The 26,764-nt window shown below is 64.2% G+C and carries 27 protein-coding genes; 8 read left to right on the top strand and 19 right to left on the bottom strand.

All coding sequences use genetic code 11. The features are described from left to right. Window positions 1-56: 56 nt before the first annotated feature. On the top strand, window positions 57-3,161 hold the full coding sequence (locus tag CXB49_RS07645; protein ID WP_101707836.1) for a non-ribosomal peptide synthetase: 3,105 nt from the start codon (window positions 57-59) through the stop codon (window positions 3,159-3,161). Between the two features lie 61 nt (window positions 3,162-3,222). On the opposite strand, the gene CXB49_RS07640 is transcribed toward CXB49_RS07645, so the two are convergent. The 17 genes from CXB49_RS07640 to CXB49_RS07560 form a co-directional block, all read right to left on the bottom strand. Beyond that, a complete protein-coding gene (locus CXB49_RS07640) occupies window positions 3,223-4,692 on the bottom strand; it encodes a CHASE3 domain-containing protein (protein WP_101707835.1) in 1,470 nt (489 codons plus the stop codon). 46 nt (window positions 4,693-4,738) lie between these two features. Then, window positions 4,739-5,125, bottom strand: a complete 387-nt coding sequence (locus CXB49_RS07635; protein ID WP_101710648.1) for a response regulator — start codon at window positions 5,123-5,125, stop codon at window positions 4,739-4,741. Next, on the bottom strand, window positions 5,100-7,994 hold the full coding sequence (locus tag CXB49_RS07630) for a response regulator (protein ID WP_101707834.1): 2,895 nt from the start codon (window positions 7,992-7,994) through the stop codon (window positions 5,100-5,102). Before CXB49_RS07630 ends, CXB49_RS07635 begins: the two co-directional genes overlap by 26 nt. Next, complete coding sequence (gene cheB, locus CXB49_RS07625; RefSeq protein ID WP_101707833.1) at window positions 7,991-9,031, bottom strand: chemotaxis-specific protein-glutamate methyltransferase CheB; 1,041 nt, start codon at window positions 9,029-9,031, stop codon at window positions 7,991-7,993. The genes CXB49_RS07630 and cheB overlap by 4 nt, the downstream gene beginning before the upstream one ends. Next, the gene (locus tag CXB49_RS07620; protein WP_101707832.1) at window positions 9,028-11,043 is read right to left on the bottom strand and encodes a response regulator; all 2,016 of its coding nucleotides are present in this window, start codon (window positions 11,041-11,043) and stop codon (window positions 9,028-9,030) included. The genes cheB and CXB49_RS07620 overlap by 4 nt, the downstream gene beginning before the upstream one ends. A gap of 42 nt (window positions 11,044-11,085) precedes the next feature. Continuing rightward, window positions 11,086-11,628, bottom strand: a complete 543-nt coding sequence (locus CXB49_RS07615; protein ID WP_101707831.1) for a chemotaxis protein CheW — start codon at window positions 11,626-11,628, stop codon at window positions 11,086-11,088. After that, window positions 11,625-13,121: a protein-glutamate O-methyltransferase CheR gene (locus CXB49_RS07610; RefSeq protein WP_101707830.1), complete on the bottom strand. Its 1,497-nt coding sequence runs from the start codon at window positions 13,119-13,121 to the stop codon at window positions 11,625-11,627. Before CXB49_RS07610 ends, CXB49_RS07615 begins: the two co-directional genes overlap by 4 nt. Beyond that, entirely contained in the window at window positions 13,118-13,588 is a 471-nt protein-coding gene (locus CXB49_RS07605) for a chemotaxis protein CheW (RefSeq protein ID WP_101707829.1), read from the bottom strand. The genes CXB49_RS07610 and CXB49_RS07605 overlap by 4 nt, the downstream gene beginning before the upstream one ends. A gap of 253 nt (window positions 13,589-13,841) precedes the next feature. Further along, window positions 13,842-14,270, bottom strand: coding sequence for a secretion protein (locus tag CXB49_RS07600; protein ID WP_101707828.1), 429 nt, complete (start codon window positions 14,268-14,270; stop codon window positions 13,842-13,844). Between the two features lie 61 nt (window positions 14,271-14,331). Next, complete coding sequence (locus tag CXB49_RS07595; protein ID WP_158300666.1) at window positions 14,332-14,931, bottom strand: hypothetical protein; 600 nt, start codon at window positions 14,929-14,931, stop codon at window positions 14,332-14,334. Window positions 14,932-14,988: 57 nt separating this feature from the next. Next, window positions 14,989-15,756 carry a hypothetical protein gene (locus CXB49_RS07590; RefSeq protein WP_101707826.1) on the bottom strand — a complete coding sequence of 256 codons (768 nt, stop codon included), beginning with the start codon at window positions 15,754-15,756 and terminating at the stop codon, window positions 14,989-14,991. A gap of 8 nt (window positions 15,757-15,764) precedes the next feature. Continuing rightward, window positions 15,765-17,354 carry a type III secretion system translocon protein gene (locus tag CXB49_RS07585; protein ID WP_233492979.1) on the bottom strand — a complete coding sequence of 530 codons (1,590 nt, stop codon included), beginning with the start codon at window positions 17,352-17,354 and terminating at the stop codon, window positions 15,765-15,767. Further along, the gene (locus CXB49_RS07580) at window positions 17,270-17,755 is read right to left on the bottom strand and encodes a SycD/LcrH family type III secretion system chaperone (RefSeq protein WP_101707825.1); all 486 of its coding nucleotides are present in this window, start codon (window positions 17,753-17,755) and stop codon (window positions 17,270-17,272) included. Before CXB49_RS07580 ends, CXB49_RS07585 begins: the two co-directional genes overlap by 85 nt. Before the next feature lie 65 nt (window positions 17,756-17,820). Continuing rightward, entirely contained in the window at window positions 17,821-18,384 is a 564-nt protein-coding gene (locus CXB49_RS07575; protein WP_101707824.1) for a secretion protein EspA, read from the bottom strand. A 30-nt stretch (window positions 18,385-18,414) separates the two neighbouring features. Then, window positions 18,415-18,780 carry a hypothetical protein gene (locus CXB49_RS07570; RefSeq protein ID WP_101707823.1) on the bottom strand — a complete coding sequence of 122 codons (366 nt, stop codon included), beginning with the start codon at window positions 18,778-18,780 and terminating at the stop codon, window positions 18,415-18,417. Between the two features lie 69 nt (window positions 18,781-18,849). Next, window positions 18,850-19,653 (bottom strand): secretion protein EspA, encoded by an 804-nt coding sequence (locus tag CXB49_RS07565; protein ID WP_101707822.1) that lies wholly within the window; start codon window positions 19,651-19,653, stop codon window positions 18,850-18,852. Window positions 19,654-19,720: 67 nt separating this feature from the next. After that, on the bottom strand, window positions 19,721-20,275 hold the full coding sequence (locus CXB49_RS07560; RefSeq protein ID WP_101707821.1) for a secretion protein EspA: 555 nt from the start codon (window positions 20,273-20,275) through the stop codon (window positions 19,721-19,723). 220 nt (window positions 20,276-20,495) lie between these two features. Between CXB49_RS07560 and CXB49_RS07555 the strand changes: the two genes are divergently transcribed. The 7 genes from CXB49_RS07555 to sctW all read left to right on the top strand — a co-directional run bounded on the left by CXB49_RS07555 (window position 20,496) and on the right by sctW (window position 24,651). Further along, window positions 20,496-21,284 carry an AraC family transcriptional regulator gene (locus tag CXB49_RS07555; RefSeq protein WP_199406801.1) on the top strand — a complete coding sequence of 263 codons (789 nt, stop codon included), beginning with the start codon at window positions 20,496-20,498 and terminating at the stop codon, window positions 21,282-21,284. Between the two features lie 11 nt (window positions 21,285-21,295). Next, window positions 21,296-21,511, top strand: coding sequence for a type III secretion system needle filament subunit SctF (gene sctF / locus CXB49_RS07550; protein WP_101707819.1), 216 nt, complete (start codon window positions 21,296-21,298; stop codon window positions 21,509-21,511). Then, window positions 21,508-21,789, top strand: coding sequence for an EscG/YscG/SsaH family type III secretion system needle protein co-chaperone (locus tag CXB49_RS07545; RefSeq protein ID WP_101707818.1), 282 nt, complete (start codon window positions 21,508-21,510; stop codon window positions 21,787-21,789). Before sctF ends, CXB49_RS07545 begins: the two co-directional genes overlap by 4 nt. 22 nt (window positions 21,790-21,811) lie before the next feature. After that, window positions 21,812-22,150, top strand: a complete 339-nt coding sequence (gene sctI / locus CXB49_RS07540) for a type III secretion system inner rod subunit SctI (RefSeq protein WP_101707817.1) — start codon at window positions 21,812-21,814, stop codon at window positions 22,148-22,150. Next, a complete protein-coding gene (gene sctJ, locus CXB49_RS07535; protein ID WP_101707816.1) occupies window positions 22,150-22,872 on the top strand; it encodes a type III secretion system inner membrane ring lipoprotein SctJ in 723 nt (240 codons plus the stop codon). The genes sctI and sctJ overlap by 1 nt, the downstream gene beginning before the upstream one ends. Continuing rightward, a complete protein-coding gene (locus tag CXB49_RS07530) occupies window positions 22,869-23,456 on the top strand; it encodes a type III secretion system domain-containing protein (RefSeq protein WP_101707815.1) in 588 nt (195 codons plus the stop codon). Before sctJ ends, CXB49_RS07530 begins: the two co-directional genes overlap by 4 nt. 88 nt (window positions 23,457-23,544) lie before the next feature. Continuing rightward, entirely contained in the window at window positions 23,545-24,651 is a 1,107-nt protein-coding gene (gene sctW / locus CXB49_RS07525; RefSeq protein WP_101707814.1) for a type III secretion system gatekeeper subunit SctW, read from the top strand. 86 nt (window positions 24,652-24,737) lie between these two features. Here sctW and CXB49_RS07520 read toward each other — a convergent pair whose 3' ends face one another. Both CXB49_RS07520 and CXB49_RS07515 read right to left on the bottom strand, forming a co-directional pair. Then, a complete protein-coding gene (locus CXB49_RS07520; RefSeq protein ID WP_199406800.1) occupies window positions 24,738-25,121 on the bottom strand; it encodes a hypothetical protein in 384 nt (127 codons plus the stop codon). A gap of 197 nt (window positions 25,122-25,318) precedes the next feature. After that, complete coding sequence (locus CXB49_RS07515; protein ID WP_233492976.1) at window positions 25,319-26,440, bottom strand: lytic polysaccharide monooxygenase; 1,122 nt, start codon at window positions 26,438-26,440, stop codon at window positions 25,319-25,321. Window positions 26,441-26,764: the final 324 nt, after the last annotated feature.

The following is a 26,764-nucleotide window of genomic DNA, read 5'->3' as shown; positions in this document are numbered from 1 at the left end:
AGACATCAGCGACAAACGATCAATCAACGGGGCTTGATCCCCGATGCAGGCCGGACATGAAAAACCAAATGACGCATCCGCAAGACCTAGCCGCATGCCGCACGATTGCCGAGGCCTTCTCGCTGTCGGCCCAGCGGTTTCCCGATCGAATCGCCGTGCAGTGCGCGGCGACATCGCTTAGCTACCAAGAACTGGATAGACGGGCGAATGCCCTGGCCGGCCGGCTCCGGACAGACGGCGTGGCAGCCGAAACCCTGGTTGGCCTGTCCGTCCGCAGATCGTCCGATCTGATCGTCGCCATGCTGGCCATCCTGAAAGCCGGCGGCGCCTACGTTCCGCTTGACCCGGAATATCCGGCCGACCGGCTGAACTACCTGATAGCCGACGCCCGGCCCGGGATCATCATCGTCGACGACGAGTCGCGGGAACGGATAAGCGCCGCCGCCGCGGCCCAAGACATCGCGCTGCTCGATCTGGACGCCTTGGCGCCATCGCATGCCGACAGCCCCGAGATGCCCGCGCCGAGCCGCGACGGCCTGGCCTATGTCATCTATACCTCGGGTTCGACCGGCGGCCCGAAAGGCAATCTGATCTCGCACCGCAACGTGCTGCGGCTTTTTTCCGAATCCCAGCCGTATTACGATTTCGGACCGGACGACATCTGGCCGCTATTGCATTCCTACGCCTTCGATTTCTCGGTCTGGGAGATTTTCGGCGCGCTATTGCATGGCGGGAAACTGCTGATCCCCGATCTGGCCACCATTCGCGACCCGTCGGCGCTGCTGGCTTATCTGCGAGAGCATCGGGTGACGGTGCTCAATCAAACGCCGTCCTTCTTCTATCAGCTGTCGCGGTATCTGAGCGAACATCCGCAAAAGCGCGAGGCGCTGGAGTCGCTGGCCTTCGTGATATTCGGCGGCGAGCGCCTGGACCTGGCGCAGCTGAAGCCGTGGTTCAAGACGATGGGAGACGACGGCCCGGTGCTGGTCAATATGTACGGCATCACCGAGACCACCGTGCATGTCACGCTGCATGTCGTCACCGCCGACGAGTCCGGCAAGCGGCAGTCCGCCGGTATTGGCGAGGCCTTGCCGGATCTGTCGTTGTTCCTGCTCGACGACCGCTTGAACCCGGTGGCGGCCGGCGAAGTCGGCGAATTGTACGTCGCCGGCCCGGGACTGGCGCGCGGCTACCATGGCAGGCCGGGCCTGACGGCCGAGGCCTTCATCCCCTGCCCGTTTCCGGGCCACGAAGGCGCCCGGATGTACAAGACGAACGACCTGGCGAAGATCGATCAGCACGGCGAGCTGGTTTACGAGTCGCGCAAGGGCGGCTACGTCAAGATCCGCGGCTTCCGGGTGTCGCTGGCCGAGATCGAATCCGCGCTGTGCGAGCTGGACGGCGTCGCCAACGCCGTCGTTCAAGCCGCCGTCGAAGACGGACGCGATCTGGTGCTGGCCTATGTCCGCTTCGCGGCCGCGCCGATGAGCTTGCGCGAGCTCCGCCAATCGCTGGCGGAAAAGATACCGGGCTTCATGATGCCGCACCATTTTCATCGCATCGACAGCTTGCCGTTGACCACGCACGGCAAGCTCGATCGCGGCCGGCTGCCGCAAGTGGCGCGCGCGCTGAGCGACGAGCGCCCGGCGGATGCGCCGGCCTCGGCCGACGAGGCGGAGATGATGGCGATCTGGCGCCGGGTGCTCGGCGTCGACAGCCTCGGCCCGCGCGACGATTTCTTCGCCCTGGGCGGCGACTCGATCCGCGCCGTCGAGTTGATCATGGCGCTGAATCGCGCAGGCTGGCCGGCGGCGGTGGAGGACATCTTCCACTCGCCCACTGTCCGGGACCTGAACGATCGCAGCTTGCGGGGCGCGGCCGGCCTGACGCCGGCGCCGGCGACGGTTGCCGATACCGCGTCCGACATGCAGCGCATCATGCTGGAGCAGTATCAGGCCGCGCCCGCCGGGCTGGGCGTCTATCACGTGCAGCAGTGGTTCACCTGCGACGACGCGTCGCTTGACGTCGACCGCTTGCTGGAGGCTTTCCGCGCGGCGTTTTCCGCGCATCCGATATTCCGCACCCTCTTCGTCCGCGACGGCGACGCGATTCGCCGCGTCGAGACGGACGCGGCGCGGGTACGCCTGGACGCCGTCGACATCCGGCGCGACGCGCCGCGACAACAGCAATCGCTTGTCGCCGAATACGCGCGCGCCGACCTCCACACGCCGTTCACGCCGTTCGAGGCGGGCACCGAAATGGCGCGATTGCGCTTCTTCCAGACGACGGACAGCCGTTGCGTCGTTTTCCTGAGCATCCACCACGCGATCGACGATGGCTGGGGGCAGCAACGCTTTTTCGACGCGGTATTCCAGCAATACCATCGCCACGCCCCCATTCCGATGCCGACACGCGCCGATGTGTTTTCCGAATATGTCGCCCTGCAGCAGCGTATGGCGCGGGACGCGGAAGCGATGGAATACTGGCGGCTCGCGCCGTTTGCCGGCAAGCAGGCGCTTGAGCGGCGGAGCGATCAGCCGGCCACGATCATCGAGCAAAAAAGGCGCGTCGCATCCAGGCTGGTGGCCGGCGTCGGCCGATGCGCGCGCGCGCGGCGGATCCAGACTCGGTCCTTGTATCTGGCCGCCGTCGGGCACGCCATCGCCCAGGCGAGCCGGGATCCCCATGTCTTGATCGGGATCGTGGTGAACGGCCGCGTGCCGGAGCTGAGCGATCCGCTGGAGGCGGTCGGCCTGTTCTGGAACTTGCAGCCGCTGTCGTTCGACGCGTCGGAGTGTTCGTGGGAAACCGCCAGCGAGATTCACCGGCGGCTGCTGCGGCAGGAGAAATACGCCTTGTATCCGCACAGCGCGATTTTCGAGGCGCGCAGCCCCGGCCGGGAGTTTTTCCACACCTTCAATTTCACGAATTTCCGGGCGCGCGATTCGCAAGAAAGCGATTTGCGGGATTGGGACGGCGTCGATCGATTCCACTATCCGGTCAATATCGCCGTCCATCTGGACGAGGACGCGGAAATCGCCGAATTCCGGCTGAGCCGCGATCCCGCCCATTGCCCCGACGCCGCGGCGGAGGCGCTGTTCCAGGCTTTCGAGCACGCGCTGGACGCGATCGCCGCCGCGCCAAGCGCCATCGAGGCATAAGGCGCGTCGCCAGGCATGCCGCGCCGTGATTCGCGGCGGCAAGACGGCATGCCCGTCAGGCTCAGACCGTCCCGGAATGGACCAGACGCCGCAGATCCATCGACAGCCCGGCCAATTGCGAGGCGGTCTGCAGCGTCTGGGTCGAGCTGGTCTCGGTCTCTTGCGTCGCCTGCGCCACTTCGGACACGGCGGTGCGCACCTGATCGGCGGCGGTGGCCTGCTGCTTGGTCGACAGCTCGATCTCGCGCACCGCCTCGGTGGTGGTGGTGACCAGATCGGCGATCTGCTTGAACGCCGCGGCCACTTCGGCGAACTGGCGCGCGCCCTGGTCTACCGCCTTGGCGCCGCTCTCGGTGGCCATCACCGTGGTGTTGACGGCGCCGCGCACATCGTCGATCTGGGTGCGTATGCCCTTGGTCGACGCCGCGACCCGGTCGGCCAACTTGCGGATCTCCTCCGCCACCACGGCGAAACGGCGTCCGGCCTCGCCGGCGCCGCTGGCCTCGATGGTGGCGTTGATGGCCAGGATATTGGTCTGCTCCGCCAGCTCGGACACGATGTCCAGCACCGCGCCTATCTCCTGCGATTTGCGGCCGAGATCGAGCATGTGGCTGACCACCAGATCGGTCTGGCGACGGATGCCGCCAATCGCCTCCTGCCCTCTTTCCACCGTGCCCTCGCCGCTGCGCGCCGCCGTCGCGGTCTGCTCGGCGATCTGCGCCACCCGGCGGGCGCTCTCGGCGATCTGGCGCGAGGTCACGCCCAATTCGCTGATAGTGGTGCTGATCTCGCTCATCGCGCTGGCCTGCTCCTTGGCCCCGGACGCCTGCTGGGTGGCGGCGGCCTGCAGTTCCGCCGACGAGCTCTGCACATGGCCGACGGCCATCCCCAGCCGCTCCGTCAGCGAGCGCGTGATGGTGAAGCCGGCGCCGACCACGAACAGCAGACACAGGATGGTGCCGACGACGATGGTCGCCTTGGCGTTGCTGGAGGTGGCGTCGGTGTCCGCCTCGCGCTTGCTCAGCAACACGCGCTCCTGGCGGTTGATCTGCCCGCACAGGACGCGCAAGGCGTCCATGTATTTCTTGCCCTCCCCGGTCAGGACGATCTTCAACGCCTCGTTGGCATGGCCGGCCTTGCGCAAGTCGATGGTGCGCTTCAACTCGTTGAACTTGCTGTTCACCAGCGTTTCCGCCTGGCTTATCCGGGCTTGCTGGTCGGCATTGTCCACGCTCAGGGCGCGCAGCTCGGACAGCACCGCCGGCATGCCGGCGACGGCTGTCTGGAACGGCTCCAGATAGGCCGGGTCGCCGGTCAGCAGATAGCCGCGCTGGCCGGTTTCGGCATCCTTTACCAGGCTGATCAGGCCGGACACGCGCTCCACCACTTTTTGCGTATGGGTGACCGAGCCGGCGGTGGCGATCAGCACGCTGATGCTCCAGTATGCCGCGATGCCGATCGCGATCAGGAAAGTCGACGATACCGCGAAGCCGAACGCCAACTTCCGGCCAAAGGTCCAGTTCTGGTTCATGCTTGATCGCTCCCTCTACAAATGGATGGGCCCGCCTATCGCCGGATCATTTCCGCTCCGGCGCCTGCCGCAAACCGACCAGGCGCCCGATCTCGGCCACGAAACTGACGAAATCGATCGGCTTTTCGATATAACTGTCGAAACCGGCCGCCAGCATGCGCTCGCGGTCTCCCCTCATCGCGCAGGCGGTCAGCGCGGCCACCGGTATCGCCCGCGTCAACGGGTCGTCCTTGAGGATGGCGACCGCCGTAATGCCGTCCATTTCCGGCATCTGGACATCCATCAGCACCAGATCCGGCAGCTCCCGCCGGGCGATGTCGATGCCGTCGCGCGCCCGCTCGGCGCAAAACAGCGTGTGGCCTTCGCTTTCCAGGATGGTGCGGGTCAACAGCATATTGCCCGGCGTGTCATCGACTATCAGTATCCGTGCCATCGTCCACCTCGCCTATCCGATCGGCCGGCGTCTCCGCGACAGTCCGGCGGCGCGCGGCCTGCTGCAGCGCGCGGCCGACCTCGAACAAGAATTGCCGTCGATCGAAGCTGTCTTCCTTCATGATGCCCAGCACCTGCCCGCCCAGCCGCCGCCTGTCGTCGAGGCTGACGCTGTCGTCGCTCAGCACCAGGATGGGAACCGAGGAGGCGGTATGCTTGCGCAGCGCCGCCAGCACTTCGAAGCTGCTGATATCGGACAACACCAGGCCGACGATCAACACGTCCGGCCGGGCATCCCGCAAAGCCGCCAGGGCGCCGGCGCCGTCGGTGCAGCACCGCAGCTGGCAGTCGAGATCGGCGAGATCGGCGCTCAGCCGCGCAACGGAGGCCGCGTCGTCGACAATCATCACGGTCGGCGCCGACATCGGTTCATTGCCCAGTCCCAGCGCCTGCAACGCGTCGATCAGGTCCTGGCGCGGCACCGGCTTTGGCAGCAGCTGCGCGGCGCCCATCACGCAGGCCTTCATCTTGTCGGCCTCGATGGCGACGATCACCGCCGGCACGTTCTTCAGCCGGGGATCGCGCTTGACCTCGTCCAGCGCCGCCCAGCCGCAGGCCTCGGGCCGCAGCAAATCCAGCGTGATCAGATCGGGGACCTCGCCGCGGAGCAGGGACAGCGCCGTTCCGGCGTCGCTCGCGGTAGAGACCGCGAAGCCTATCCTCTCCAGATGGGCCTGGAGCAGCTCGGCGGCGCGCGCGTCGTCCTCCATCACCAGCGCCCGGCGCGGCGAAGCCGTCGCCGCGTCGCTCCGCAGCGGCAGCCAGATCGAGAACTGCGACCCGAGATCCGGCGCGCTGCTGACGCCGACCGTGCCTCCATGCAATTGCGCCAGCCGGCTGACCAGCGCCAGCCCCAGGCCGCTGCCCTCGTGCCGGCGCGAACTGGAAGCGTCGAGCTGGCTGAAGGTTTCGAACAGCGCCGGCAAGTCGGCGGCGGCGATCCCGGCGCCGCTGTCCCGCACCCGCACTTCCAGGAACGCTTGCTCGGAACCGTCGGGCAGCGGCAGCAGACGGCTGGCCCAGACAGCGTCCTCGACATATGCCACGTCGCAGCGCTGCGCGCGATGCAGCGACAGCGTCACGCGGCCGTCGTCGCGACAGAACTTGACGGCATTCGACAGCAGGTTGTAGACTATCTGCCGGAATTGGCGCAAATCGACCTGCACCGGCTCCAGCGGCGTGCAGGGCAGGAACTCCAGGGCGATGCCGCGCCGCGCCGCGCCGTCCTGCACGATGGACAGGCTGGCGCGCAGCACGGCGTTGGCGTCGATGGGCTCCAGCCTCAGCTCCATCTTGCCCGCCTCCACCTTGGACAGGTCCAGGATGTCGTTGATCAGGCTCAGCAGATGGCGGCCGCTGGCCAGCACGTGGCCGACATAAGTGTTCTGCTGCGGACTGAGCACGCCGGTGACGCCGCGCGTCAGCAGTTCGGAAAAACCGATGATGGCGTTGAGCGGGGTGCGCAGCTCGTGCGACATATTGGACAGGAACTCGGACTTGAGCCGGTTGGCATGCTCCAGGTCGCGGTTCTTGCGCTCCAGTTCGGCCAGCAGGATGGCGCGGCTCTCCGCCAGCGCGCGCGCCGCGCGTATCTCCGCCGCCTCCAGCTGCCGGTCCATCTGCTCGGCGCGGATGCGGCGGCTCTCGTCCTCGAACTGCTTGCGCCGCAACTGGGCCCGCACGCGGGCCTTGAGCACGTCGAACTCGCTAGACTTCAGCACATAGTCGTCGGCCCCGATCGCCAGGCCTTCTATCATCGCCGCCCGGTCTTCCATCGCGGTCAGCATGATCAGCGGAATGTCGCGCGTGGCGGCGTCGCCCTTCAGGCGGGCGCAGGTCTCGCTGCCCGACAGCCCAGGCATCTGACGGTCCAGCAGCACGCAATCGACGGTTTGCACCTTCAGCAGCTCCAGCGCCTGCTCGCCCGACTCGGCCAGGATCACGTCGTAGCCCTCGTCGCCGAGCACGTCGGCCAGCTGGTGCAAATAGCTGGGACTGTCGTCCACCGCCAGAATGCGCCGGCCGGCCTGCTGCGACGCCATGCGGCCGACGTCGTCGACATTGCGCAGCACCGCGGCCAGCCGCGCCAGCAACACGCCGGCGTCGCCATCCTTGCGCACGAAGGCGTCGGCGCCGGCGTCCAGCGCATGCAGCTCGGCGCCGTCCTCGTCGGCGCCGGTCAGCAGGATGCAGGGAACGGTGTGCAAAGCCGGGTCGAGGCGCAGCTTGCGCACCACGGCGGCGCCATCGATGCCGGGCAGCACGCTGTCCACCACCAGCGCCGCCGGCCGGCGCGACGCCATCGCGCGCAACCCCTCTTCGCCGCTATGGGCCAGCGCCACCTGATAGCCCTGCTCGCGCAACAAGGCCCCCAGCTGCTCGCGGTAGGTCAGGCTGTCGTCTATCACCTGCACCAGCGGCGCGGCGTCGACCGGCATTCCGGCCACCGCCAGCAACTGCACCGCGCGCGCCACCAGGCGGTCCCGGTCATAGGGCTTGCCCACATAGTCATTGGATCCGGTCAGCATGCCGCGTATGCGGTCGCTGACCTGGGCCTCGCTGGACAGCACCAGCACCGGCAGGCTGGCGCCGCCGGCGGTGGCGCGCACTTCGCGCAGCAAGTCGATGCCGTCGCCGTCGGGCAGCATGACGTCCAACACCATCAGGCCTATGGGCTGCCGCGCCATCGCGGCGCGCGCCTCGGCCAACGAGGCGCAGGCGATGGTCGCTATCCCGCGCTCCACGAACGCCTCCTCGAGGTCCGCCCGCACGGTCAGGCTGTCGTCGACGATCAGCACCGGGGCCATCATGGCATTCGCCCCGCGCCCAGCGCGGCCAGGGCCGGGCCGATATCGCTCAGCGGCAGGATGCGCTGCGCCGCGTTCAGCAACGCCGCCTCGCGCGGCATGCCGTACACCACGCAACTGGCTTCGTCCTGCGCGATCGTCAATCCGCCCGCGTCGCGCACGGCCAACATGCCGCGCGCGCCGTCCTGGCCCATGCCGGTCAGCAGCACGGCGGCGGCGGCCGCGCCGTATTCCTGCGCCACCGATTCAAACAGCACGTCGACCGACGGCCGGCACGACAGCCTTTCCGGTCCCGCTTCGCACACCTGCATGCCGCCGCGCAGTTGCAAGTGCAGCCCAGGGGCCGCCATCACCACGCCGCGCGCCGGCAGCGCCTGGCCGTGGCGCGCCAGCCTCACATCCAGCAGGCAATGGTCGTCCAGCCAGTCGACGAAGGCATGGCCGAACGGCTCGGCCAGATGGATGACCACCACCAGCGGCAGCGGGAAATCGACGGGCAATCCGCCCAGCACCTCGACCAGGGCGCTGGCCCCTCCGGTCGACGCCCCCAGCGCCACCAGCCGCATCGACTGGCGCGGCGATGCCGGCGCGCAAGGCGCGATCGGCTGCGCATGGGCGGCGCGGCGGCCGCGCAAATGCGTCACCACCTTGACCTTGGCCACCAGCTTGAGCATGGCCAGGTAGTTTTCGTCCCAACGGTCCTGTCCGGGCTGCGGCTTCTCGATCACGTCCAGCGCCCCGGCGGCCAGCGCCTCGTAGGTGCGGAACAGTTCGCCGCGGTTGATCGACGACGAGACCACCAGGATGGGGGTCGGGCAGTAGGCCATGATGTATTCGGTGGCGGCCAAGCCGGTCATCACCGGCATCATCATGTCCAGCGAAATGACATCCGGGCGCAAGGCCAGGCACAGCTCGATGGCCTGCTTGCCGTCCTCGGCCTGGCCGACCAGCTCGAAGGCCGGGTCGGCCTCCAGCAGCTCGCACAGGTGCATGCGCACCGTCAGCGAATCTTCCACCACCAGCACCCGCAACTTCGTCATCGCAGCACCAGTTCCCCGATCTGCGCCAGAAACGCAGCCTGATCGAATTCGTTTTTGACAATATAACCGTTGGCGCCGACATCGATGCCGCGCCGCTTGTGCTCGGCCGTGTCGAGCGAGGTCACCAACAGCGCCGGGATATCGCGCAGTTGCGGGTCGGCGCGCAGTTGCGTGATGAAGCCGAAGCCATCCATGCCGGGCATCTCGACATCGACCAGGAACAGCGCGTAGCGATTCTGCCGCGCCAACTCCAGCCCTTCCTCGGCGGACGTCGCCTGCGCCACCTGGTAGCCGGCCGACTCCAGGATGCTGCTCTCCAGCATCCGGGTCGTCAGCGAATCGTCGACGATCAGGATGGGCGGGCACGGCGTCGCCGTCTCCTTGCCGCCGCCGCGGCGACCGCTCAGCGCGCCGCCCAGCGCCTCGGGATTGAGCACCATGCGCGGCTCGCCCTCGATGTCCAGATACAGTCCCAGCACCATCGGGTCGGCCGTCATCAGCGGGGGAAGCCCGCGCAGCACGACGCTGTCGACCCCGCCCAGGCGGCTGGTCGCCAGCGCCAGGCGCTCGCCCTGGCTGCGGATGACCACCGCCGTCATCGCGCGCGGCGACCGCGGGCGGGCGCTCCGCCCCGCGGCGTCGATGGCCAGCGGCAGCAAAGACAGCAACTGGCCTTCATACACGATGGCGTCGCCGTCCGCCGAGCGCACCACCTGCTCCTGCGACACCCGCAGCGCGCCTTGCACGACATCCAGCGGCAGCGCCGCGACCTGGCCGTCGGCCTCCACCAGCAACACGTCCAGTCCCGCCAGCGACAGCGGCACGCACAACTCGAAGGTGGTGCCGCCGGCGTCGCTGCTGGCGCGGGCCCGGCCACCCAGCTTGGCCATCGCGGCGCGCACCACATCCATGCCGATGCCGCGCCCGGACAACTCGGTCACCGCGCTGCTGGTGCTGACGCCGCCTTCCAGCAGCCTGGCCAGCAGCGCGGCGTCGTCGACCGGCGCGGGCTGGCCGCGCGCCGCCAGAACGGCCCGCAACGCGGCCATATCGATGCCGCGGCCATCGTCGCGCAAGCGGAACCAGGCCATATAGCCGCGCCGCGAGACATCCAGCGCGATGCGGCCGGACGCGTCCTTGCCCGCGCCGGCGCGCTGCTCCGGCGTCTCGATGCCATGCGCCATCGCATTGCGCACCAGTTGCAGCAAGGCGCCCAGCACCGCATCGAGCACCTCGCCGTCTATGCGCAACTGGCCGCCGCTGGCATCGAACACGACTTGCTTGCCGCAGCTGTGGGCGGCGTCGCGCGCGCAGCGCTCCAGCGTGGTGAAAATGCCGCCGACCGGGATCAGCCGCAGTCGCTCGGCGGCGTCGCGGGTCTGGCGCAGCTCGCGGTCTATCCTTTCCGCCCCGCCCGCCATCCTGCGCTCAAGCGCGTCGAGTTGCGCCACCAGCGCCCGGCCGCCCTGAGGCGCCGCCTCGCCCGCCGTCAGCGCCAGTTCGCGCAAGGCCTCCAGCGTGTCGATGGCGCGCCTGATGCCCGTCAGCTCGGTGCCGATCTCGCCCAGGCCCTCCAGCAATGCGTCCACTTCCAGCACGTCGGCGCGGACGATGCGCTGCGGCGGGTCCGCCGCCGCCGGCAGCGCCTCGCTCCCGGCGCTGACGCGATCGCCGCCGGCGCCGGCGCCATCGGCTTCGGCCGACGGCAATTGGCCCAGCAAGGTGTTCACCTGGTCGAAAACGGCCAACAACTGGTCGACCGTACTGCGCGGCAAAGCCGCGTCGGACGACCTCAGCGGCGCCAGCAGCGTTTCCACGCCATGGATCAGATCGGCGATCTGCGCCTGCCTCACCACCCGCGCCGCGCCTTTCAAGGTGTGTGCCCAGCGCAGCAGCAGCGACACCTGCTCCTCGTCCCGACCGCCCTGCTCGAGCGCCAGCACGCCCTTGCTCAGCTGTTCGATGAGTTCGCGCGCCTCGATTCTGAAATAACGATAGGGATCTTTAGCCACGGCCCCCCCCAGAACGGCGCCGAACAGCGATTCGGCGCGCGTTCACGGCTGTTGTCCCGGCGACGGATGGGCGGCGCGCGCCTCGATCTGCGCCGCCAGCGCGCCGATGTCCAGCACCGGCACCACGCCGCTCGCGATACGCACGCCCTCGCGCGACCGCCCTCGGCCGGCGGCGTCGGCCGCCGCGATCCACTCCCCGGCGCCGACGCGGACATGCGATTCAAAGGCCTCGAAGGCGAGCGCCAGCGGCGCGCTGCCCTGCACCAGCACCATCCAGCGCGGCGTGCCGCCGGCGCCCGAGGCCTTGCCCAGCAAGGCGGCCAGCTGATACACCGGCACGATCTGGCCACGGAAATTGGTCACGCCCAGCAATTCCGGCATCGGACTGGGCAGCGCCAGAATGCGCCGATCGACATGCAGGCCGCGGATATCCGCCAGGCGGATGGCGTACGGCTCGGCCCCTATCCGTATCGTCAGCAGATTGACGCCGCCGGCGGCCGGCAAGACAGGCGCCAGCGCAAACGAGCGGTCGAACGCCTCCCGCAGGCTGGCCGCGCTGTCCGCCGGCGTCAGGCCGCGGCTCATGGCGAGACGCCCAGCGCGGCCAGCTCGGCGCGGCAAAGATCGATCAGGGCGCTGCGCGGGAAGCCGCCGCCAAACAGCAACAGCCGCGACGGCTCCTCGTGCTGCAACAGGATCAGGGCCTGGGCCAAGTCGCGCCGCGCCGCTTCGAGTTCGGCCATGCGCCGCTCCAACACGCCGATGTGCAGGCGCGCCAGCGCAAAGCTCGAATCCAGGTAGACGGCGCTGCGGTAGTGCGCCAGCGCCGCCGAATTGTCGCCATCTTCTTCGTGGCACAAGGCCAGCACATAGTGGGCGCCGGCATTCAGCTCGTCGCGCGCCAGCAAGGCGTGGCAGATGTGCCCCGCCGCCGACAGCGCGCCGCTCTGGCTGAGCGAGACGGCCTTCAGCAGCAATACGTCCGGGTCATCGGCATATTGCTGGGGCAGCTTCTCGATCAGCGCCAGGCTTTGCTCGAATTGCTCCTTGTGCAAGCAAGACAAGGCGTGGTGCAAATCGGGCTGCGCCTCCGCCGGGTCGCCAGCCGCCTGGGGCACCTTCACCGCCAGCGTATCGATGCGCTGGGCCGCGCGCGCGATCGCATCGACCCATGCCGGATCATTCGGCAACAATGGTCGGAATGGCTCCTCCGTCCATGCCGGTGGGCCGGCTTGCATCGCCGGGGCCGGCTCGTCGGCTTGCAGCTTGCGCCGATAATAGAAGGTGGCATGGGTATGGCAGAGATGGAAATCGTTAGACAGGCCGCGCAGTGTTTCCGCGTGGCCCAGGAACAGATAGCCGCCGGGCGCCATCGCGCCCACGATCCGCGCCACGGCGGCCTGGGCCTGCTCCGGACTGAAGTACATCAGCACATTGCGGCAAAATACGATGTCGTAGCTGTCGGGCGCCCATAATTCCGCGTCCTCCTGCGCCAGATTGCGCTGCTCGAACCGCACCGACCGACGCACGCCATCGTTCAGCGCGTAGAGCTCGCCGTCGCGCGCGAACCAGCGCTCCCGCATCGCGGGGTTCACTTCGCGCAGCGACCAGGCCGAGTAGCGCGCCGATCCGGCCTTGGCCAGCATGGCGGGATTGGCGTCGATCGCGCGTATCCACACGCTGCCCGGGCCCAGGCCCGCGGCCTCGCGAGCGGCGATCGCCAGCGTGTACGGTTCCTCCCCCGAGGCGCAGCCGGCCGACAGCACGCGCACGGGCAGGCCGCCGCGCGCCAGCAGGCAAGCCGGCATCGCCACCTCGGCGAAGGCCTGAATCTGCTCGAAATTCCGGTAGAAATAGGTTTCGGTGACGGTCAGATCGACGGCGAGCCTATGCAGGACCTCGGAGCGCTCGGGCTCCGCCGCCAACATCGCCAGGTAGGCCGGCATGTCCTTGCCGCCATGCCGGCTCAGCACCCGCGCCAGATTGCCCAGCTTGGTTTCGTCGAATTGCAAGCCAAGACGGTCGGCGATCAGATCGCGGAATTGCGCCACCAGCGGGGACGACGGTTCGATATTCATATCGCGCCATCCCCGGCCGCCAGGGCGTCCCACATGTCCTCCGGAACCATGCGGCCGGCGCGCAGCACCAGCAGCAACTCGGCGTCGAGCGTCGCGATCGACTGCACCAGGCCGTCATCGCTGCCGTCCAGCAACGGAGCGATGTCGGCCAGCGTGGCGGCCGGCAGTTGCCGCACGCCGACGACGCCGTCCACCGCCAGCGCCAACTGGCGTTCGCCCAGCGTCAGCGTGACGAAGCGCGATATCCGCGTCGACAGCGCCGAACCCACCAGACGCGCGCAATCGAGCACCGGCACCGGGGCGCCGCGTATCAGCGCCAGTCCCAGCAGGAAGTCGGACATCGCCGGTACCGGGTCGACCGGCAAGGCGCGCATGATTTCGCGCACATGCGTCAACGGCAGCGCGCACAGACGATGGCCACTGCGGCACAACAGTACGGAAAGCAATGATTTGCTATCGAATGCCATGGATATCCATTTCACTGACAAGCAGAACAATCACCCGCATCATGCAATGCCGGCACCGGCCCCCTGCGATCAGGAAACAACCGATGCCCTTATGAAGATTACACAAGATTCGTGCCGAGGATTAGCTTTATCGCATAAATCCGCGGCAACTCAGGCGCCCTCCATCCCCGGAGCGCCGGACCCCGCAAGCGCCGCGCGCGGGCGTTCCGACATGCAAAGACGGTTCAGAATGGCGGCGCCCGCCCGCCGCCCGCTATGCCGAATGGGCCAACCCTGTCTCATAAACCAGCCATTGCTCGCCATCGATATCGCGCCACTCGGCGCCTTGCGCCTCCAAGACCTTGGATAGTCTCGCCCTGACCTGATTCAGCTCCGGCTGAAGCATGTTTTCCAGAAACAGGCCCCGCACCAGCCTCACCTGGGAAACCGACTGCTCGATCTTGCGGATCAGGTGAATGAAAGCCGACACCGCGCTGGCGGAGCCTTGCACCGGCTGTCGGGCGACGAAATCGCAAATGATCAGCTCCGCATCCTCCAGGCGGTAAACCAGCTCACAATCCAGCAATTTCACTCGCTGCCCAATCACAACATGGCTGTTTCCAAAATACTCCGCCTCCGGAACCAGTCCCTGCGCCAGCAGGAATTGGGTAACGGCATCCGGTTTGATAGTCGTTTCTTGCATTGCGGCTCTCCATTCGGCGGATACGGGCAAGCCCGCATCCGGCCCCGGTTCATCAACAGGCTTAGATCTTGACGGCCGACATGATGCGCTCTTGCATGCTCATCAGTTCGCGGGTCAAATCATGCATTCGGCGCGACGCCTCGGCCGCCCTGTCCGCCGCGGCGCCCAGCGCTTTATATCGCTCACCGGCATGATCCGCCTGGAAGTCGCCCAGAATCTTCTTCTGCTCGGCTTCGCGCGTCAGGCCAGCGCTGCCCCAGTTGATGCCGCCCTCCATTCCTTTGCCCACCCCCGACAGTCCCGTGGAAATCAGGTCTCCCCCCTTGCCCGCGTACCCGCCGATGGCCGCGCCGCCCGCGCTCAAAAATCCAGACAGAACCTTGGCGCCGGCATTCTTCCAGGCCGCCTTGTAATTGAGCTCGATGCTTTCCATCTTGGTCTCGATCGACTTCAACTCGACCGCCGCCGCTCGCTGCTGGCCAGCGGCGTGAAACTCGCGCTCCATGTCGCGGATATCGATATTCATTTTCTGCAGCATCGCGATCAGGCTGTCCATGGTGGCGTACACCCCAGCGCTGCCCTTGTCCACGCCCCGTTCCGAAGCCTGCGGCGGGACGGTTTGCGCCGTGTTCGCGGTGCCGACGTTGTTGATATTCGTCATGATCATTCTCCTAAACTAATGGTTGCGTGCCACCCTGCGGCGTCACGGTGATTGATTTCAATGCTTGCGTTGGCCCCAGTCTTGGGCGTCCTTGGCCAGCACCGCGAGCAGTCCCGTCATCAATGAGACGGACTCCTGCCGATTCGCGGTCTCCTGCCGGGCGTCCTTGGCCAGGTGTTGGCCCATGCTGTTTGCCAACTTCTGAGCCGATTCGCCCGACGCGTCCTCCTGCGCGCCTTGCACCTCATGGCCCGCAGCGTGAACGGAGATGGCTTGGTTGATTTGCTCCGCGCCGTCTTTCGCTACCCCTCGCGCCGTTTCCCCCCCAACCGCGGAGAGTACTTGGCCGGCGCCGCCAACCACCTCGCTCGCCGCGTTTTCCTGTTGCGCCCTGGCCTTGAGTTCCGCCGCCTCGCTGCGCTGCTGGACGGCGACCGCCACGACGGCAGCGACCAAGGGCAGCAACTCGGCCTGCATCGCCCAAAAACCTTCGCGCTGCCGCTCGTACAGACTTTGCAGCTTGACCATCAAATCGCCGATGCTGAACGTGCCATGCAAATCCAGCGATCCGAAACCTTCGTTGCCGGCCAGCAATTGAATCGTGTAGTCCAGACCATCCGGAATCGGCGCGGCCAAACCGCAGGACTCGAGATCAAGCGCCTTCAGCTCATCGAGAACCTCGTGCAAGTGATCGGCGTTGATTCGCCACTCAGGCAATTCGGGCAAGCCGGCGGCGGCTTTCGAGTTGACGGCATTCTCCCCGACGGCTCCATATCCAGTCGTATCTTTCCTCTGGCTAAACCCAGTCACCGAAAAAGCCGTCATCTCTCCCCCTACACCATGGCCGACGCGATCTGCGCCTGGGTGGAAGCGGCCTGGCTCATCGCCTGGACGCCGTCGTCGAACACCTGACCCTTGTCATTCAACAGCTCGCGCGTCTTCTTGATGACTTCCTTCTTCTCCTGCTCATAAAACTCGAAGAAGTTTTGCAGCCATTGCTGATCCAGAATCAACAAATCGATTTCCTTTTGCAGTTTGGCTCGCTGTTTCTCGATCTCGCCGATCATGATGTCCCGCGCGCCTGTCGCCACGCCGCGGACCGTGCTGGACACGACAAGCGCCGGCGCTTTCAAAGTCGCCTTGATCGTTGCCTTGACCACGTCGGCGAAAACCTGGCTGACGACTCGCTTGGTGACTTCCTCGGCAGTCAGCTCCACGCCCTCCTCGACGGCTTTCTTGATGACTTTCTGCACCGACTTGCTGACCATCTTCTCGATCGCTTCGTGGGTGAACCTTTCCATCATCTGATTGGTGAACTTCTGCGCGAACTTCTCCATCGTCTTCTTGGTCGTGGCTTTGGCGGCATCGACCGCGGCCTTGCCCAACGCTTGCGCGACCTGGGTCGCGACTTGATCCGCCACTTGCTTGCCCACCGCGTTTGCCGCGTTCTTGGCCGCGCTTGCCGTGCCTTTCTTGATGGCGGTGCTGACCATTTGCTCCGCGCCTTCCTGCAGCACCTTGCCGGCGACTTTCGGGATCATCTTGGTCACCAGCAGATTGCGCGCCGCGCTGGTGATGTCCACCACCGCCCCGGCGATCTCGAACGACAACTGGACCTTCCCGGCAATATCGGCCACCTTGCGGTACTTCTCCGCGTTTTCCGGGTCGACAAGCGCCATCGTGTTGGCCATGGCCTTGACCAGCCCCGCCATGCCGGCCACCAAGTCCATCGCGCCGCCGGCCGCCTGCATCGCGTTCCCGCTCAGCACGCCGCCTATCATCTTGGCCACGCCGGTCACCACCTCCACCGCGGCGACCACCCAGTCGAAGACCACGCTGAGAATGCCGGCCTTCTTGGCCTTGTCCTGCTGTTCGATGGCCTTGTTCATCTGCTCTCGAATGTTCTCAACTTCCTGCTTGCGAAGCGCCTCCTGCTTCGTGCTCATGATGTCGAGAGCCTTGCTCTTGGTCGCCGCGGTATCGCCCAGCATCTGCGAGGTCAGCAGCGTGGAGGCCATGATCATCGAATCCATCGGGATCTTTTCGATCGCCGACAGACTGAGTGCCGGCCCCTTGGCCGCGCCTTCGCCGCCGGAAGCTTGATCGATGGTCCGCGAAATCCGGCCCAGCGCATCCGCCGCCTGTTGCCGGGATACCGGCTCTTGCGCGGCGCGAGGCGCGGCCAGCTGCGCCAGTTGCTGCGTTTGCGCTTCCGCCAGCATCCTGGGCGCGGCATGCGAAACCTGGCCAGCCTTGCCTGCGGAACCGCTTTTTCCTTCCTCCTTCTCCGCCCAGTCAGCCGGCAGACCGGCGCCAGGCATGAAACGATCCAGAGTAATCAGCATGCTACGTCCTCCTGTTGCTGAGCCAGCATGCTGACGGCGCTGGCCTTGATTTGCTGATAGTCGATTTGATCGCCGCACCAGTTGATGGCGGCGTTGAAAGCCTTGTCCGCATACTCCGCATTACCGTCCAGCCGATAGCTGATGCCGGCGAAGAACGCGGCGCGCGGGTCGTCCACCTTGATCATGCCTGCGCGGCCGAAGCAGACGACGGCCTCGTTGTGCTCGCCGAGTCGCTGATGGCACAGGCCCAGCGCCAGCAGGTAATCGAAATTCCAGTGATCCAGCGTGCTCAGCAACTGGTAGACATTCCGGGCGGCGGCGATGTCGCCGCCATCGAACAATTGCCTGGCATAGCCGTACAGCGACTCCAGATCCTCGCCCTGAATGTCGGCCAGCAAGCGCAGCGAGCCGCCACGCGCGAAGAAATGCCGGAACACCTCGTCGTCTGTCTGTTGAAGCTGATGATGAGTATCAGGCATAAAACATGCTCCTTATCCTGACATACGCCGGTCGGAACCGAAGCCAGCCGGCGGCACGTCGTGGCTTAACGAATGGCCTGGGCGATGGACTTGGTCGATTCGGCGTTCATGCTCTGAACGCTGTTGGCCATCGTCACCGCGGTGTTGAAGTTCTGCATCAGCTGCTGCAGTTTCAGCTGGCTCTGCTGCACGAAATCCGAGGCGCGGCCGGAGAAGGACTCCAGCGCGGACTTCACCGCCGTCAGCGCATCCTTTTTGAGATCGCCGCCGAGGTTTTCCACCGAATCCACACTGATGCCGTTCGCCTTCATATAATCCAGCACATCCTGGGGCAGCTTCTTGGTCGCCTTGGGGTCGGTGATGTCAGCCAACAGCGCCTCCACCTTATTGGCCATGTCCTGCGCATCGCGCGACACTTCCATTTTTTTCGACATCTGGTCGAACTTGGCATTGGCCAGCTCGGTGAACAGCAGCATGATGTCTTCCATCGTCGCGATGGCCTGGCCCATGATCGAGTAATTCCGCGCCGCGCGCAGATAGTCGATATTGTCTCCGTCGGCAGCCTTGCCGACCGAGTCCACCTGACCGTTGCTGAAGGAAGAAACCGGAGAGATTGCAGCAGTGCTCATGAATAAAACTCCTGACTAAATTAACGTGGTCTAAACAAAGGAACGACGATGCTTTTTGGCAAGAACCGGGGCCGCCTTGACCGGCTCGGCCGTGACGCCAGCCTTGGCCTCGCCGTCAGGCGCCAGTTGCTTCAATTGCTTGCCTAATTGGGAAAAGGTTTTTTCCACCTTGGCAACCTTGGAGACGATTTGCTGATGCAGCTGCTCTCCGCCGGACTTCATCATCGCCTCCAGCTTTTTCAGCTTGCCACGCGCCACCGGATCCGATTCTGCGCGCACCTCCAGGCTGGCGATCTCGCCTTGCAAGGCCTTGAATTCGTCCAGCTGTTTCTTGAAACCAACTCGGCGTTTTTTCAAACCGTCGATCATGGATTTCAATTGCGTCATTTCATTCATTGGAATGCTTCCTGATCATTGCCAATTCGTGGGCTGGCTGCCGGAGCGCGGCAGCCAGCTTCTCAGCCATTAGCGGATAGCTTGGGCGATCGATTTGGTCGATTCCGCGTTCATGCTCTGCACGCTGTTGGCCATCGTCACCGCGGTATTGAAGTTCTGCATCAGCTGTTGCAGCTTCAGCTGGCTCTGCTGCACAAAGTCCGACGCGCGGCCGGAGAAGGACTCCAGCGCGGACTTGACCGCAGTCAAGTCGGCTTTGCCCATCTGCCGCCCAGAATTGAGCAGCGTGCTCATCGCCTCTTTGTTATAAGAGCCATCGGCATTTTTTTGATTTTTCAGCCAGTCGCTGGCCTTTTGACCATCGATCTTGACGCCAGCGGCATCCAAGTCTTTGGCTATCTGTTCAATCGACGCGTCAGGACATCCGATTCGACCTTTGATATAGGAATCAAGATTATTCAGCGCCCACAGCGAATCCAGCGTGGCACCGCCGTCATGGCCTTCATTGCCTCGAAGGAAGTCATCGATGCTCATTCCATTAATGGCAATCCCGTTTTTACGCATGTACTCGATTACATCTTCCGGCAGCGAAACTTTGCCATTGGGGTCCGTGATGCCGGCTAGCACGGCCTCCACTTTATTGGCCATATCCTGCGCATCGCGCGATACTTCCATTTTCTTCGACATCTGGTCGAATTTGGCATTTGCCAATTCCGTGAACAGCAGCATGATGTCTTCCATCGTGGCGATGGCCTGACCCATGATCGAATAGTTCCGCGCTGCGCGCAGATAATCGATGTTGTCGCTGGAATCTGCGGTAGCAGCGGTGGGCACGGCAACGTTGGAAGGCGCTTGGTTTACGGTGGCGTTCATCGATATTTCCTTTTAATAGTGGTGTTGGTGGGCAGGCGCCCTTGATCGGCCCGCCCGCCCTTATTCATTAACGGATAGCTTGAGCGATGGACTTGGTCGATTCAGCGTTCATGCTCTGGACGCTGTTGGCCATCGTCACCGCGGTGTTGAAGTTCTGCATCAGCTGCTGCAGTTTCAGCTGGCTCTGCTGCACGAAATCCGAGGCGCGGCCGGAGAAGGACTCCAGCGCGGACTTCACCGCCGTCAGCGCATCCTTTTTGAGATCGCCGCCGAGGTTTTCCACCGAATCCACGCTGATGCCGTTCGCCTTCATATAATCCAGCACATCCTGAGGCAGCTTCTTGGTCGCCTTGGGATCGGTGATGTCAGCCAACAGCGCCTCCACCTTATTGGCCATGTCCTGCGCATCGCGCGACACTTCCATTTTTTTCGACATCTGATCGAACTTGGCATTGGCCAGCTCGGTGAACAGCAGCATGATGTCTTCCATCGTCGCGATGGCCTGGCCCATGATCGAGTAGTTCCGCGCCGCACGCAGATAATCGTTATTATCGTCTGCCGGCAGTTCGCTGGTGTTTACCGATACGGAGTTAACGCCGGCTTGAGTGTTGATTTCGGACATGTGGTCACCTCTGATATTTAAATGGTTGAATTTGACACCTTGCACCATCAAAGTCACTGCTGCTTGCCTGCCGCCTCAACTTCGATAGCTGCATGATATAAACTCGCCAGGAAAATATTTTCTGAAACCTGCCGCAATATTCTGTTTTCCTGCACACTCTCCTCATCGCCCCGCCAACCGCCCCGGACAGGCGGTCTACTGGATATCAGGTGATCACCCGATGCCGCTTTACATGCGGCTGGGAGATCATTCACCACGTCATAACAGTGTGTACAGGACCGGGATGCCAGCGATCCGACTCATCATCAGCAGAAGCAGCGGTGAAGTGACCATCCGCGGAGATACATTTCCCTTTCCGGAAAACTGTCTCATCGTCACCGACAATGAGGCCCGAATATCCGCGAACAGCCATTTAGATTCCGTGCTATCGCAAGATTTTTTTGCTTCCGAATTACAGCAGCTTCATCCGGAAATCATCGAGCTATTGGAAGCCGACACGCAGACGGTTTTCAATAAGGAAGCCGTGCGTCTGGTCAGAACTGAACGGGATGTGACCGAGGTACTGGCGTCGCTTTCTCGTTTGGCGCCGGCCTCGTTTCTGCATTTCGCCTACGTTTACTGCCTGAGTTTGGACAGGACTTATTTTTCGGCATTACTGCGCTCTTGCATCGCTGGAAATAAGGATTTCTGCAAATTCATTGAAGAGAATGCCTTGCAGCAATGGTCCGTTGCCGAACTGGCCAATCAATTTGAAATGCCGCTGCGGAAATTCAATCAATTATTTCAGGAGACTTACGGCAAGCCCGCCAAGCGTTGGATACTGGAACATCGGATGTCGCATGCCAAAAAATTGCTGCTTACCACCACCATGCGAGTGCTGGATATCGCGTTGGAGTGCGGTTTTTCCAACCACGCGCACTTCACCGACAGCTTTCGGCGCCATTTCCAATGCAATCCAAAGCAGTTTCGGCAACAGGCGCTGGGCAAACCAATCGACGTCTCGCCATAAAGGATAGATAAATGGATATCGAAGCCATCACCAATCAGCTATCGCAGCTGGTTGAACAAGCTGGCAACGACGTGCAGTCAAAAGTCACTGCCGCCGATTTGAACGACCCCGCCCGGATGCTGCAAGCGCAATTCGCCATTCAGCAATACTCGGTATTCGTCAGTTACGAAAGCGCCATCATGCGGGCCGTGAAAGACATGCTGTCAGGAATTATTCAGAAAATATGAAATCGCTGGAAACCAATATTTGCAAGCTGGTGGTGGAAACCGGCCTGGCCGCGGTCAACCACGGCTTATACGATGAGGCGGACTCCATTCGCCTGGCCATGCCGCATCTAACCGAAAACCCGCACGCGCAGAAAATCGTGGAAGCCACTCTGCTGCTGGGAATGGGGCATGCGCGAGCGGCCTCCTCCTTGCTGCATGGCGATCGTTCGGAAGAAGCCGAGATGCTGCGCAGCCTGATCAAGCGCATCGATGAGCCGCAATCGCGGCGTCTCTGTTAATCCTCGTCAAGGAGCCATTGCAATGGAAATCGACGCAGTCAAATTGAATGTCGTGCAAACCAATATGGAAGCGCAGCCCGCCGCGCCGTCCGCCGCCGATGTCGACGCGTTCACTCGCGCCATGTTCGGCCATGCGGCGCAATCGCCGGAAGAAGTCGCCGCCGCCGGCCTGCAAACGAAATCCCAGGCCATAGGCGAGGCGATAGACGGCGCCCGCGCCACCTCGGGCGTGCTGAACAATCCGGCGGAAATGCTGGCGGCCCAATCCACGCTGCTGCACTCCATCGTTGAAGTGGACTTGATGGCCAAAACGGCGGGCGCCTTGTCGCAGGGCGTGAACAAGCTGGTGAGCATGCAGTGATGAATATCTGCCGCCGTTTATGGCCGCTGCTGATTCTGCTGTGCCTGGTGGGTTGCAAAGTCGATCTGTACAGCGGACTGAGCGAGGATGAGGCCAACCAGATGCTGGCCCTGCTGATGCTGCGCGATGTCGATGCCGAGAAGAAAATCATCAAGGAAGGCAACGTCGCCATCAGAGTGGAGAAGGAACAGTTCACCGACGCGGTGGAAGTGCTGCGCCAGCATGGCCTGCCCGGCAAGCGCACCGAAACCATGGCGGACCTGTTTCCTTCCGGCCAACTGGTCACCTCGCCCGCCCAGGAGCAGGCCAAGATCAGCTATCTGAAGGAACAGCTGCTGGAAAAGATGTTGCGCGGCATGGACGGCGTGGTCAGCGCCCAAGTCTCCATCGCGGAAAGCGCCAGCCAGAACCGGAGGGAGCCGCCCGCGCCATCCGCCTCGGTCTTCATCAAATACAGTCCCGGCATCAATATGCAGAGCCGCGAAACCGACATCAGGCGGCTGATCCACAACGGCGTGCCCAATCTGCGGTCGGAGAACATCAGCGTGGTGCTGCAGGCGGCCGATTATCGCTATCGGCCAGCCGCCGCAGCCCAGGCGGCGCAAGCTCCGCAAAGCTGGTGGCGCGCGTATGCCATCTGGCTGGCCGGCGGCTTGACCCTGCTGGGCTGCGCCGCCGCCATCGGCGTGCTGGCCTGGCGTCGGCGTGCGGCCGCGTCATGAAACCCGAGATACCTGCCGACTTGCAGCGTTTGCATCAGCTGGCCTGGCGCGCCGGCGCCTGGATGGATGACGGCTGGTGGCATGAGCTGGGCCTGTCGCCGTGGCGGCAAAGCTACCTGCAGCACCCGGCCTGCCGTCCTGCCCTGGACCGGCTGATCGCCCAGCGACGCGGTTTTCCTCAAACACCGCTGCCGGCGACGCTGACCGCTCAACAGCAGGCCATGCTGGCGCTGGAACCACGCCTGCCCCGCCTGCTTGCCGCGCTGGGGCTTCTGGCCATGGCCTGTCCGGACTACCTGTTGTTGGGCCGCTATCGGCGGCCGCTCGCCGCCAGTCTGGGCGAACGCGCTTGCGATCAACTGCTGGCGCTCGGCGTCTTCGCCGCGCCCCGCCCGCCGGATCTGGCGCCGGAGCAAGTGGCGGCCGCGGCGCTGGACCTCGGCACGCGCTGGTGGCGAAGCGGCAATGCGGCTTGCCCGGCGCGGACTGCCTTGTCGATCCTGCAGCCGCCCGGCCCCGCCGAAGCCATGTCCGCCATGGGCGACGCCATCCCTTGGCTGATGCGGATCGGGCGTTTCTTATGACCGTCCCCGCACCCCCGCCGGCGGGCAGACTCCCGCCTCCCGCTCAAACCGATGCCCCGACGACTGCCACCGCTCAAGGACACTTTTAATGATCAATAAAATCGAACCCGCGACGTCCCGCCCCCAGGCGGCGGTCCAGTCCCCCGCCCCGCCCCAGGCCAAAGCCAGACCGCTGGCCGCCACTCAGATTATGCCGGCCCAATCCGCCCTGGACTTGGCGCAAAGCGAGTTGGGCACCGATGCCCTGGCGTTCGACGGCATCTTTCCCGCAGAGGAAGGCTACGCGGAAACCCTGGAAAACATCGGTTTCGCGCTGGGCTCTCAGGCCAGGGACCGAATGCGCGGCCAGTCCGCCAGCGCCGACCGCGCGCGTCCGCGATCCATGTTGCAGCGTCTCGCCAAGCAAGTCTCGACCGTGGCCTCCGGCCAGTTGGAAGAGCTGCGCCAGCGGATACCCGGCATCGAGGCCGTGGAGGAAGTGGACGACTTGCTCAACAGCCTGCGCCAGCATCAGTTCGACGCCGGCGAGATGGCCCTGCTGCTGGCCGCCATGCTCGGCGAGGATGGCCTTCCCGCCGTTCGTCGTCGGCGCCTGGAGGCCGCGCTGGACCAGGTGATGGACGATGAGGATTGGGCCTTGCAGTTGTTCAGCCATCTGGAGTTTGGCGCCGTCGGCAAGAGCGGCCTGGCCGAACTGAGGCGGCTCTACCAGCGCGCGGCCAGCCGCCAATCCGGACTGGTGTACTGGTTCGGTCAATTCCGCCGGATGAACGACCGCCAACGCAAATTGAAGACCTTGATCCGGGCCCTGGCTTTCGAGCTCTCAGCCGAAGGCGGCGCCACCGACATCCGTCTGGCCACGGTCATCACGGACTTGAAGCGGGTGCTGCAATTTCTGGGCATGGAAGACCATTGCCAGCGCGTAGCCCAGGCGCTGGCCATTCCGGAGCTGGACGGCAATCGTGTTATCGAGGAGCTGCTGGAGATCATCCAGCAGTCCTGGGTCTATCCGGACTGGCTGTCCAGCCGCGCCGACGATCTGGTGCCGGAAGCGTACAGCCGGCACGGCTACGCCCGGCGGATGGGAGAACTGGTCAAGCTGCTGCCCGACGACTGCTTCGAGGATATCGACCAACGTGAAACCATATTGACGGCGTTTCTAGAATACCAGGAACGGTTGGCGGACGAAGAGTAAGCCGGCCAAGCCGGTCGGGAAACAGACAACAGGCGCTTGGGTAGCCCACAGCGCCTGTTGATCCGTCTATCCGGCAAATCGCCGTGTCACCGTTCGTGTCGATGATGACGATGGTGATGCCCGCCATGCGGGCCGCGATGGTGTTCCCGGTAACGGGGCGCGTAAACCTGACGGTACCAGTCATCCCTGACAAACAGCACCCGCTCCCCGCAAGCGCCATAACGGCGGCAGTAGCGTTTCCAGTGCTTGGCATGACCCGGGGGGACCCTCAGGTAAATCGGCTCGCGCCTGCCGTAACCTGGCTGCACGATGACGGGCTGCGCGGAAATCACTTGCGGCGGCGGATAGTTGCCGATGTCCAGGCGCCCATAGAAGCCCGGCTGTCCGATATCGATTGAGACGCCGGCGCTTGCCGTTGCAACGCCCAGGCTTGAAATCAGCAGCGTGGCCGCTGCAATCGCCTTCCTCATTATTTGCATTCCTTTATTCAGAAACATTGCGCGTCATGCCCCATCGGCAACGCGTGGCCTTTGATCGCCCATCGCAACAGAGCACCGAGAAAATCCATTCGGCCGATAAGGCTCTCCGGCGCCATCGCCTGAACGCAAGCGGTTGACAACGCGGGGAACGGCTCTCGCCGCCTACCCCGCGTCATGCGTTCACCCGCTTAGATCGGCGCCCACAGCGCAGGCTGAGTGGACGGAGTCCAACCGGCGCCCGCCCAGGCGGTATGGGGCTGCAGACAACGATAGCGGCGGCCCTGGTAGCTGATCACCTGCCCGGCGGTATAGGCCACGCCTTCGCGCCACTCATCGCCCGGCACCGGCGGAGTCACGCCGCCGCCCTTCTTGATGTCGATCTGATACTGGTAGCCGCTGTAGCGCTCGTTGATCCAGACGCGGTTGGCGGTGGCGCTGCGCACCGGGGCGATGGTCACCGTGCGCTGCTTGTTGCTGATCACGCCGATGCGGCCGATCTGCGAAGCGGCATTGACCTTGACGCCCAGCTCGTACGGCCAGTTGGCGGCTTGGCCGGTGGCGGCGGTCAGGTCCACCTTGTAGCTTTCCACGTCGCGGCCGTGGCTGTCGAAGATGCGCAGCGTCACCGAGCTCTTGTCCGGCAGGTTTTCATGGGCGATCACGCTGCCCACTTCCTTCCACGGGTTGGCCACCGGCGGGGGCGGCGGCGTGCCGTCGTCGCTGAATTTCACGTCGGAGCACGAGTAGAACGCTTCCTCGCTGTCCGCGCGCTTCCAGACATTGAAGATGATGTGCTGGCCGGTCTTGCCGGTCGGCAGCTTCATCGTCATGTGATAACGCTTGTTGGCGTCCAGCGGCGGCGTGCCGTTATAAGTGGCGAACGGCGCCGGCTCCAGATCCGACCACTTCAGCGGCTGGCTCGGATTCCAGCCATTCTTGGTCACGTAGAACTTGAAGTACTTGGTGGCGTGCGGCGCGGAGGCGTTGTAGATGAATTCGAAATTGCCGTTGGCGTCCGGAACGATATTGGTGGCCGGCCAGTCGGCGCGGGCCAGGTTGAAGCCCTTGAACTTATCCTGGCCGCCGGCGCACAACGTGCCATCGGGGACCACTGACTGGTGATTGTCGCCCGGCGGATTCTGATTGATGCCGTTCCAGTCGTACATCGCCTGCACGCCGCCGGCCTGTTTGGCTGCCTGGCAGGCAGCTGTCTTCGGCGACTCCGCTCCTTCCTTGAAGCAGCTGTAGGTACGGTTGATCGGCACCTCCATGGTGCCGTGCGCCCATGACGCGCCGCTCAGGCCAAGCAAGGCAATACTTATGCTCGCGGGTAAAAAAGCTAACTTCATCTTGAAACCCCTTAATCCGGTATCCGGATACCAAAATTGCAAAAGTCATTCACGGCAAGGCACTGGAGGCGATACGCAAGCACGCGATATCTCCTTATTGACGGGCTTATGCCTACTGCAAAACAGGCATTTCAAATACCTTGCGCGCTCAAGACCTTATCCGATTCCAGGCCGGGCTTCTTCTGAAATCATTCAAGTTCTTCTATATTTAGGGTCATCAAAGCAATAAAATAAAAGCGGCCATACGCTCCGAGGCGCATGACCGCTGTCTAAACAATACCAAAT

The organism is Chromobacterium sp. ATCC 53434 (assembly GCF_002848345.1).
In the GTDB taxonomy this organism is placed as follows: Bacteria; Pseudomonadota; Gammaproteobacteria; order Burkholderiales; family Chromobacteriaceae; genus Chromobacterium.
This window is presented reverse-complemented; position numbering and strand designations above follow the sequence as displayed.

Coding starts and splice junctions, on each gene's coding strand:
- CXB49_RS07645 (WP_101707836.1), top strand. CDS start 57: ATGAAAAACCAAATGACGCATCCGCAAGACCTAGCCGCATGCCGCACG.
- CXB49_RS07640 (WP_101707835.1), bottom strand. CDS start 4,692: ATGAACCAGAACTGGACCTTTGGCCGGAAGTTGGCGTTCGGCTTCGCG.
- CXB49_RS07635 (WP_101710648.1), bottom strand. CDS start 5,125: ATGGCACGGATACTGATAGTCGATGACACGCCGGGCAATATGCTGTTG.
- CXB49_RS07630 (WP_101707834.1), bottom strand. CDS start 7,994: ATGATGGCCCCGGTGCTGATCGTCGACGACAGCCTGACCGTGCGGGCG.
- cheB (WP_101707833.1), bottom strand. CDS start 9,031: ATGACGAAGTTGCGGGTGCTGGTGGTGGAAGATTCGCTGACGGTGCGC.
- CXB49_RS07615 (WP_101707831.1), bottom strand. CDS start 11,628: ATGAGCCGCGGCCTGACGCCGGCGGACAGCGCGGCCAGCCTGCGGGAG.
- CXB49_RS07610 (WP_101707830.1), bottom strand. CDS start 13,121: ATGAATATCGAACCGTCGTCCCCGCTGGTGGCGCAATTCCGCGATCTG.
- CXB49_RS07605 (WP_101707829.1), bottom strand. CDS start 13,588: ATGGCATTCGATAGCAAATCATTGCTTTCCGTACTGTTGTGCCGCAGT.
- CXB49_RS07600 (WP_101707828.1), bottom strand. CDS start 14,270: ATGCAAGAAACGACTATCAAACCGGATGCCGTTACCCAATTCCTGCTG.
- CXB49_RS07595 (WP_158300666.1), bottom strand. CDS start 14,931: ATGACGAATATCAACAACGTCGGCACCGCGAACACGGCGCAAACCGTC.
- CXB49_RS07590 (WP_101707826.1), bottom strand. CDS start 15,756: ATGACGGCTTTTTCGGTGACTGGGTTTAGCCAGAGGAAAGATACGACT.
- CXB49_RS07580 (WP_101707825.1), bottom strand. CDS start 17,755: ATGCCTGATACTCATCATCAGCTTCAACAGACAGACGACGAGGTGTTC.
- CXB49_RS07575 (WP_101707824.1), bottom strand. CDS start 18,384: ATGAGCACTGCTGCAATCTCTCCGGTTTCTTCCTTCAGCAACGGTCAG.
- CXB49_RS07570 (WP_101707823.1), bottom strand. CDS start 18,780: ATGAATGAAATGACGCAATTGAAATCCATGATCGACGGTTTGAAAAAA.
- CXB49_RS07565 (WP_101707822.1), bottom strand. CDS start 19,653: ATGAACGCCACCGTAAACCAAGCGCCTTCCAACGTTGCCGTGCCCACC.
- CXB49_RS07560 (WP_101707821.1), bottom strand. CDS start 20,275: ATGTCCGAAATCAACACTCAAGCCGGCGTTAACTCCGTATCGGTAAAC.
- CXB49_RS07555 (WP_199406801.1), top strand. CDS start 20,496: ATGCCGCTTTACATGCGGCTGGGAGATCATTCACCACGTCATAACAGT.
- sctF (WP_101707819.1), top strand. CDS start 21,296: ATGGATATCGAAGCCATCACCAATCAGCTATCGCAGCTGGTTGAACAA.
- CXB49_RS07545 (WP_101707818.1), top strand. CDS start 21,508: ATGAAATCGCTGGAAACCAATATTTGCAAGCTGGTGGTGGAAACCGGC.
- sctI (WP_101707817.1), top strand. CDS start 21,812: ATGGAAATCGACGCAGTCAAATTGAATGTCGTGCAAACCAATATGGAA.
- sctJ (WP_101707816.1), top strand. CDS start 22,150: ATGAATATCTGCCGCCGTTTATGGCCGCTGCTGATTCTGCTGTGCCTG.
- CXB49_RS07530 (WP_101707815.1), top strand. CDS start 22,869: ATGAAACCCGAGATACCTGCCGACTTGCAGCGTTTGCATCAGCTGGCC.
- sctW (WP_101707814.1), top strand. CDS start 23,545: ATGATCAATAAAATCGAACCCGCGACGTCCCGCCCCCAGGCGGCGGTC.
- CXB49_RS07520 (WP_199406800.1), bottom strand. CDS start 25,121: ATGAGGAAGGCGATTGCAGCGGCCACGCTGCTGATTTCAAGCCTGGGC.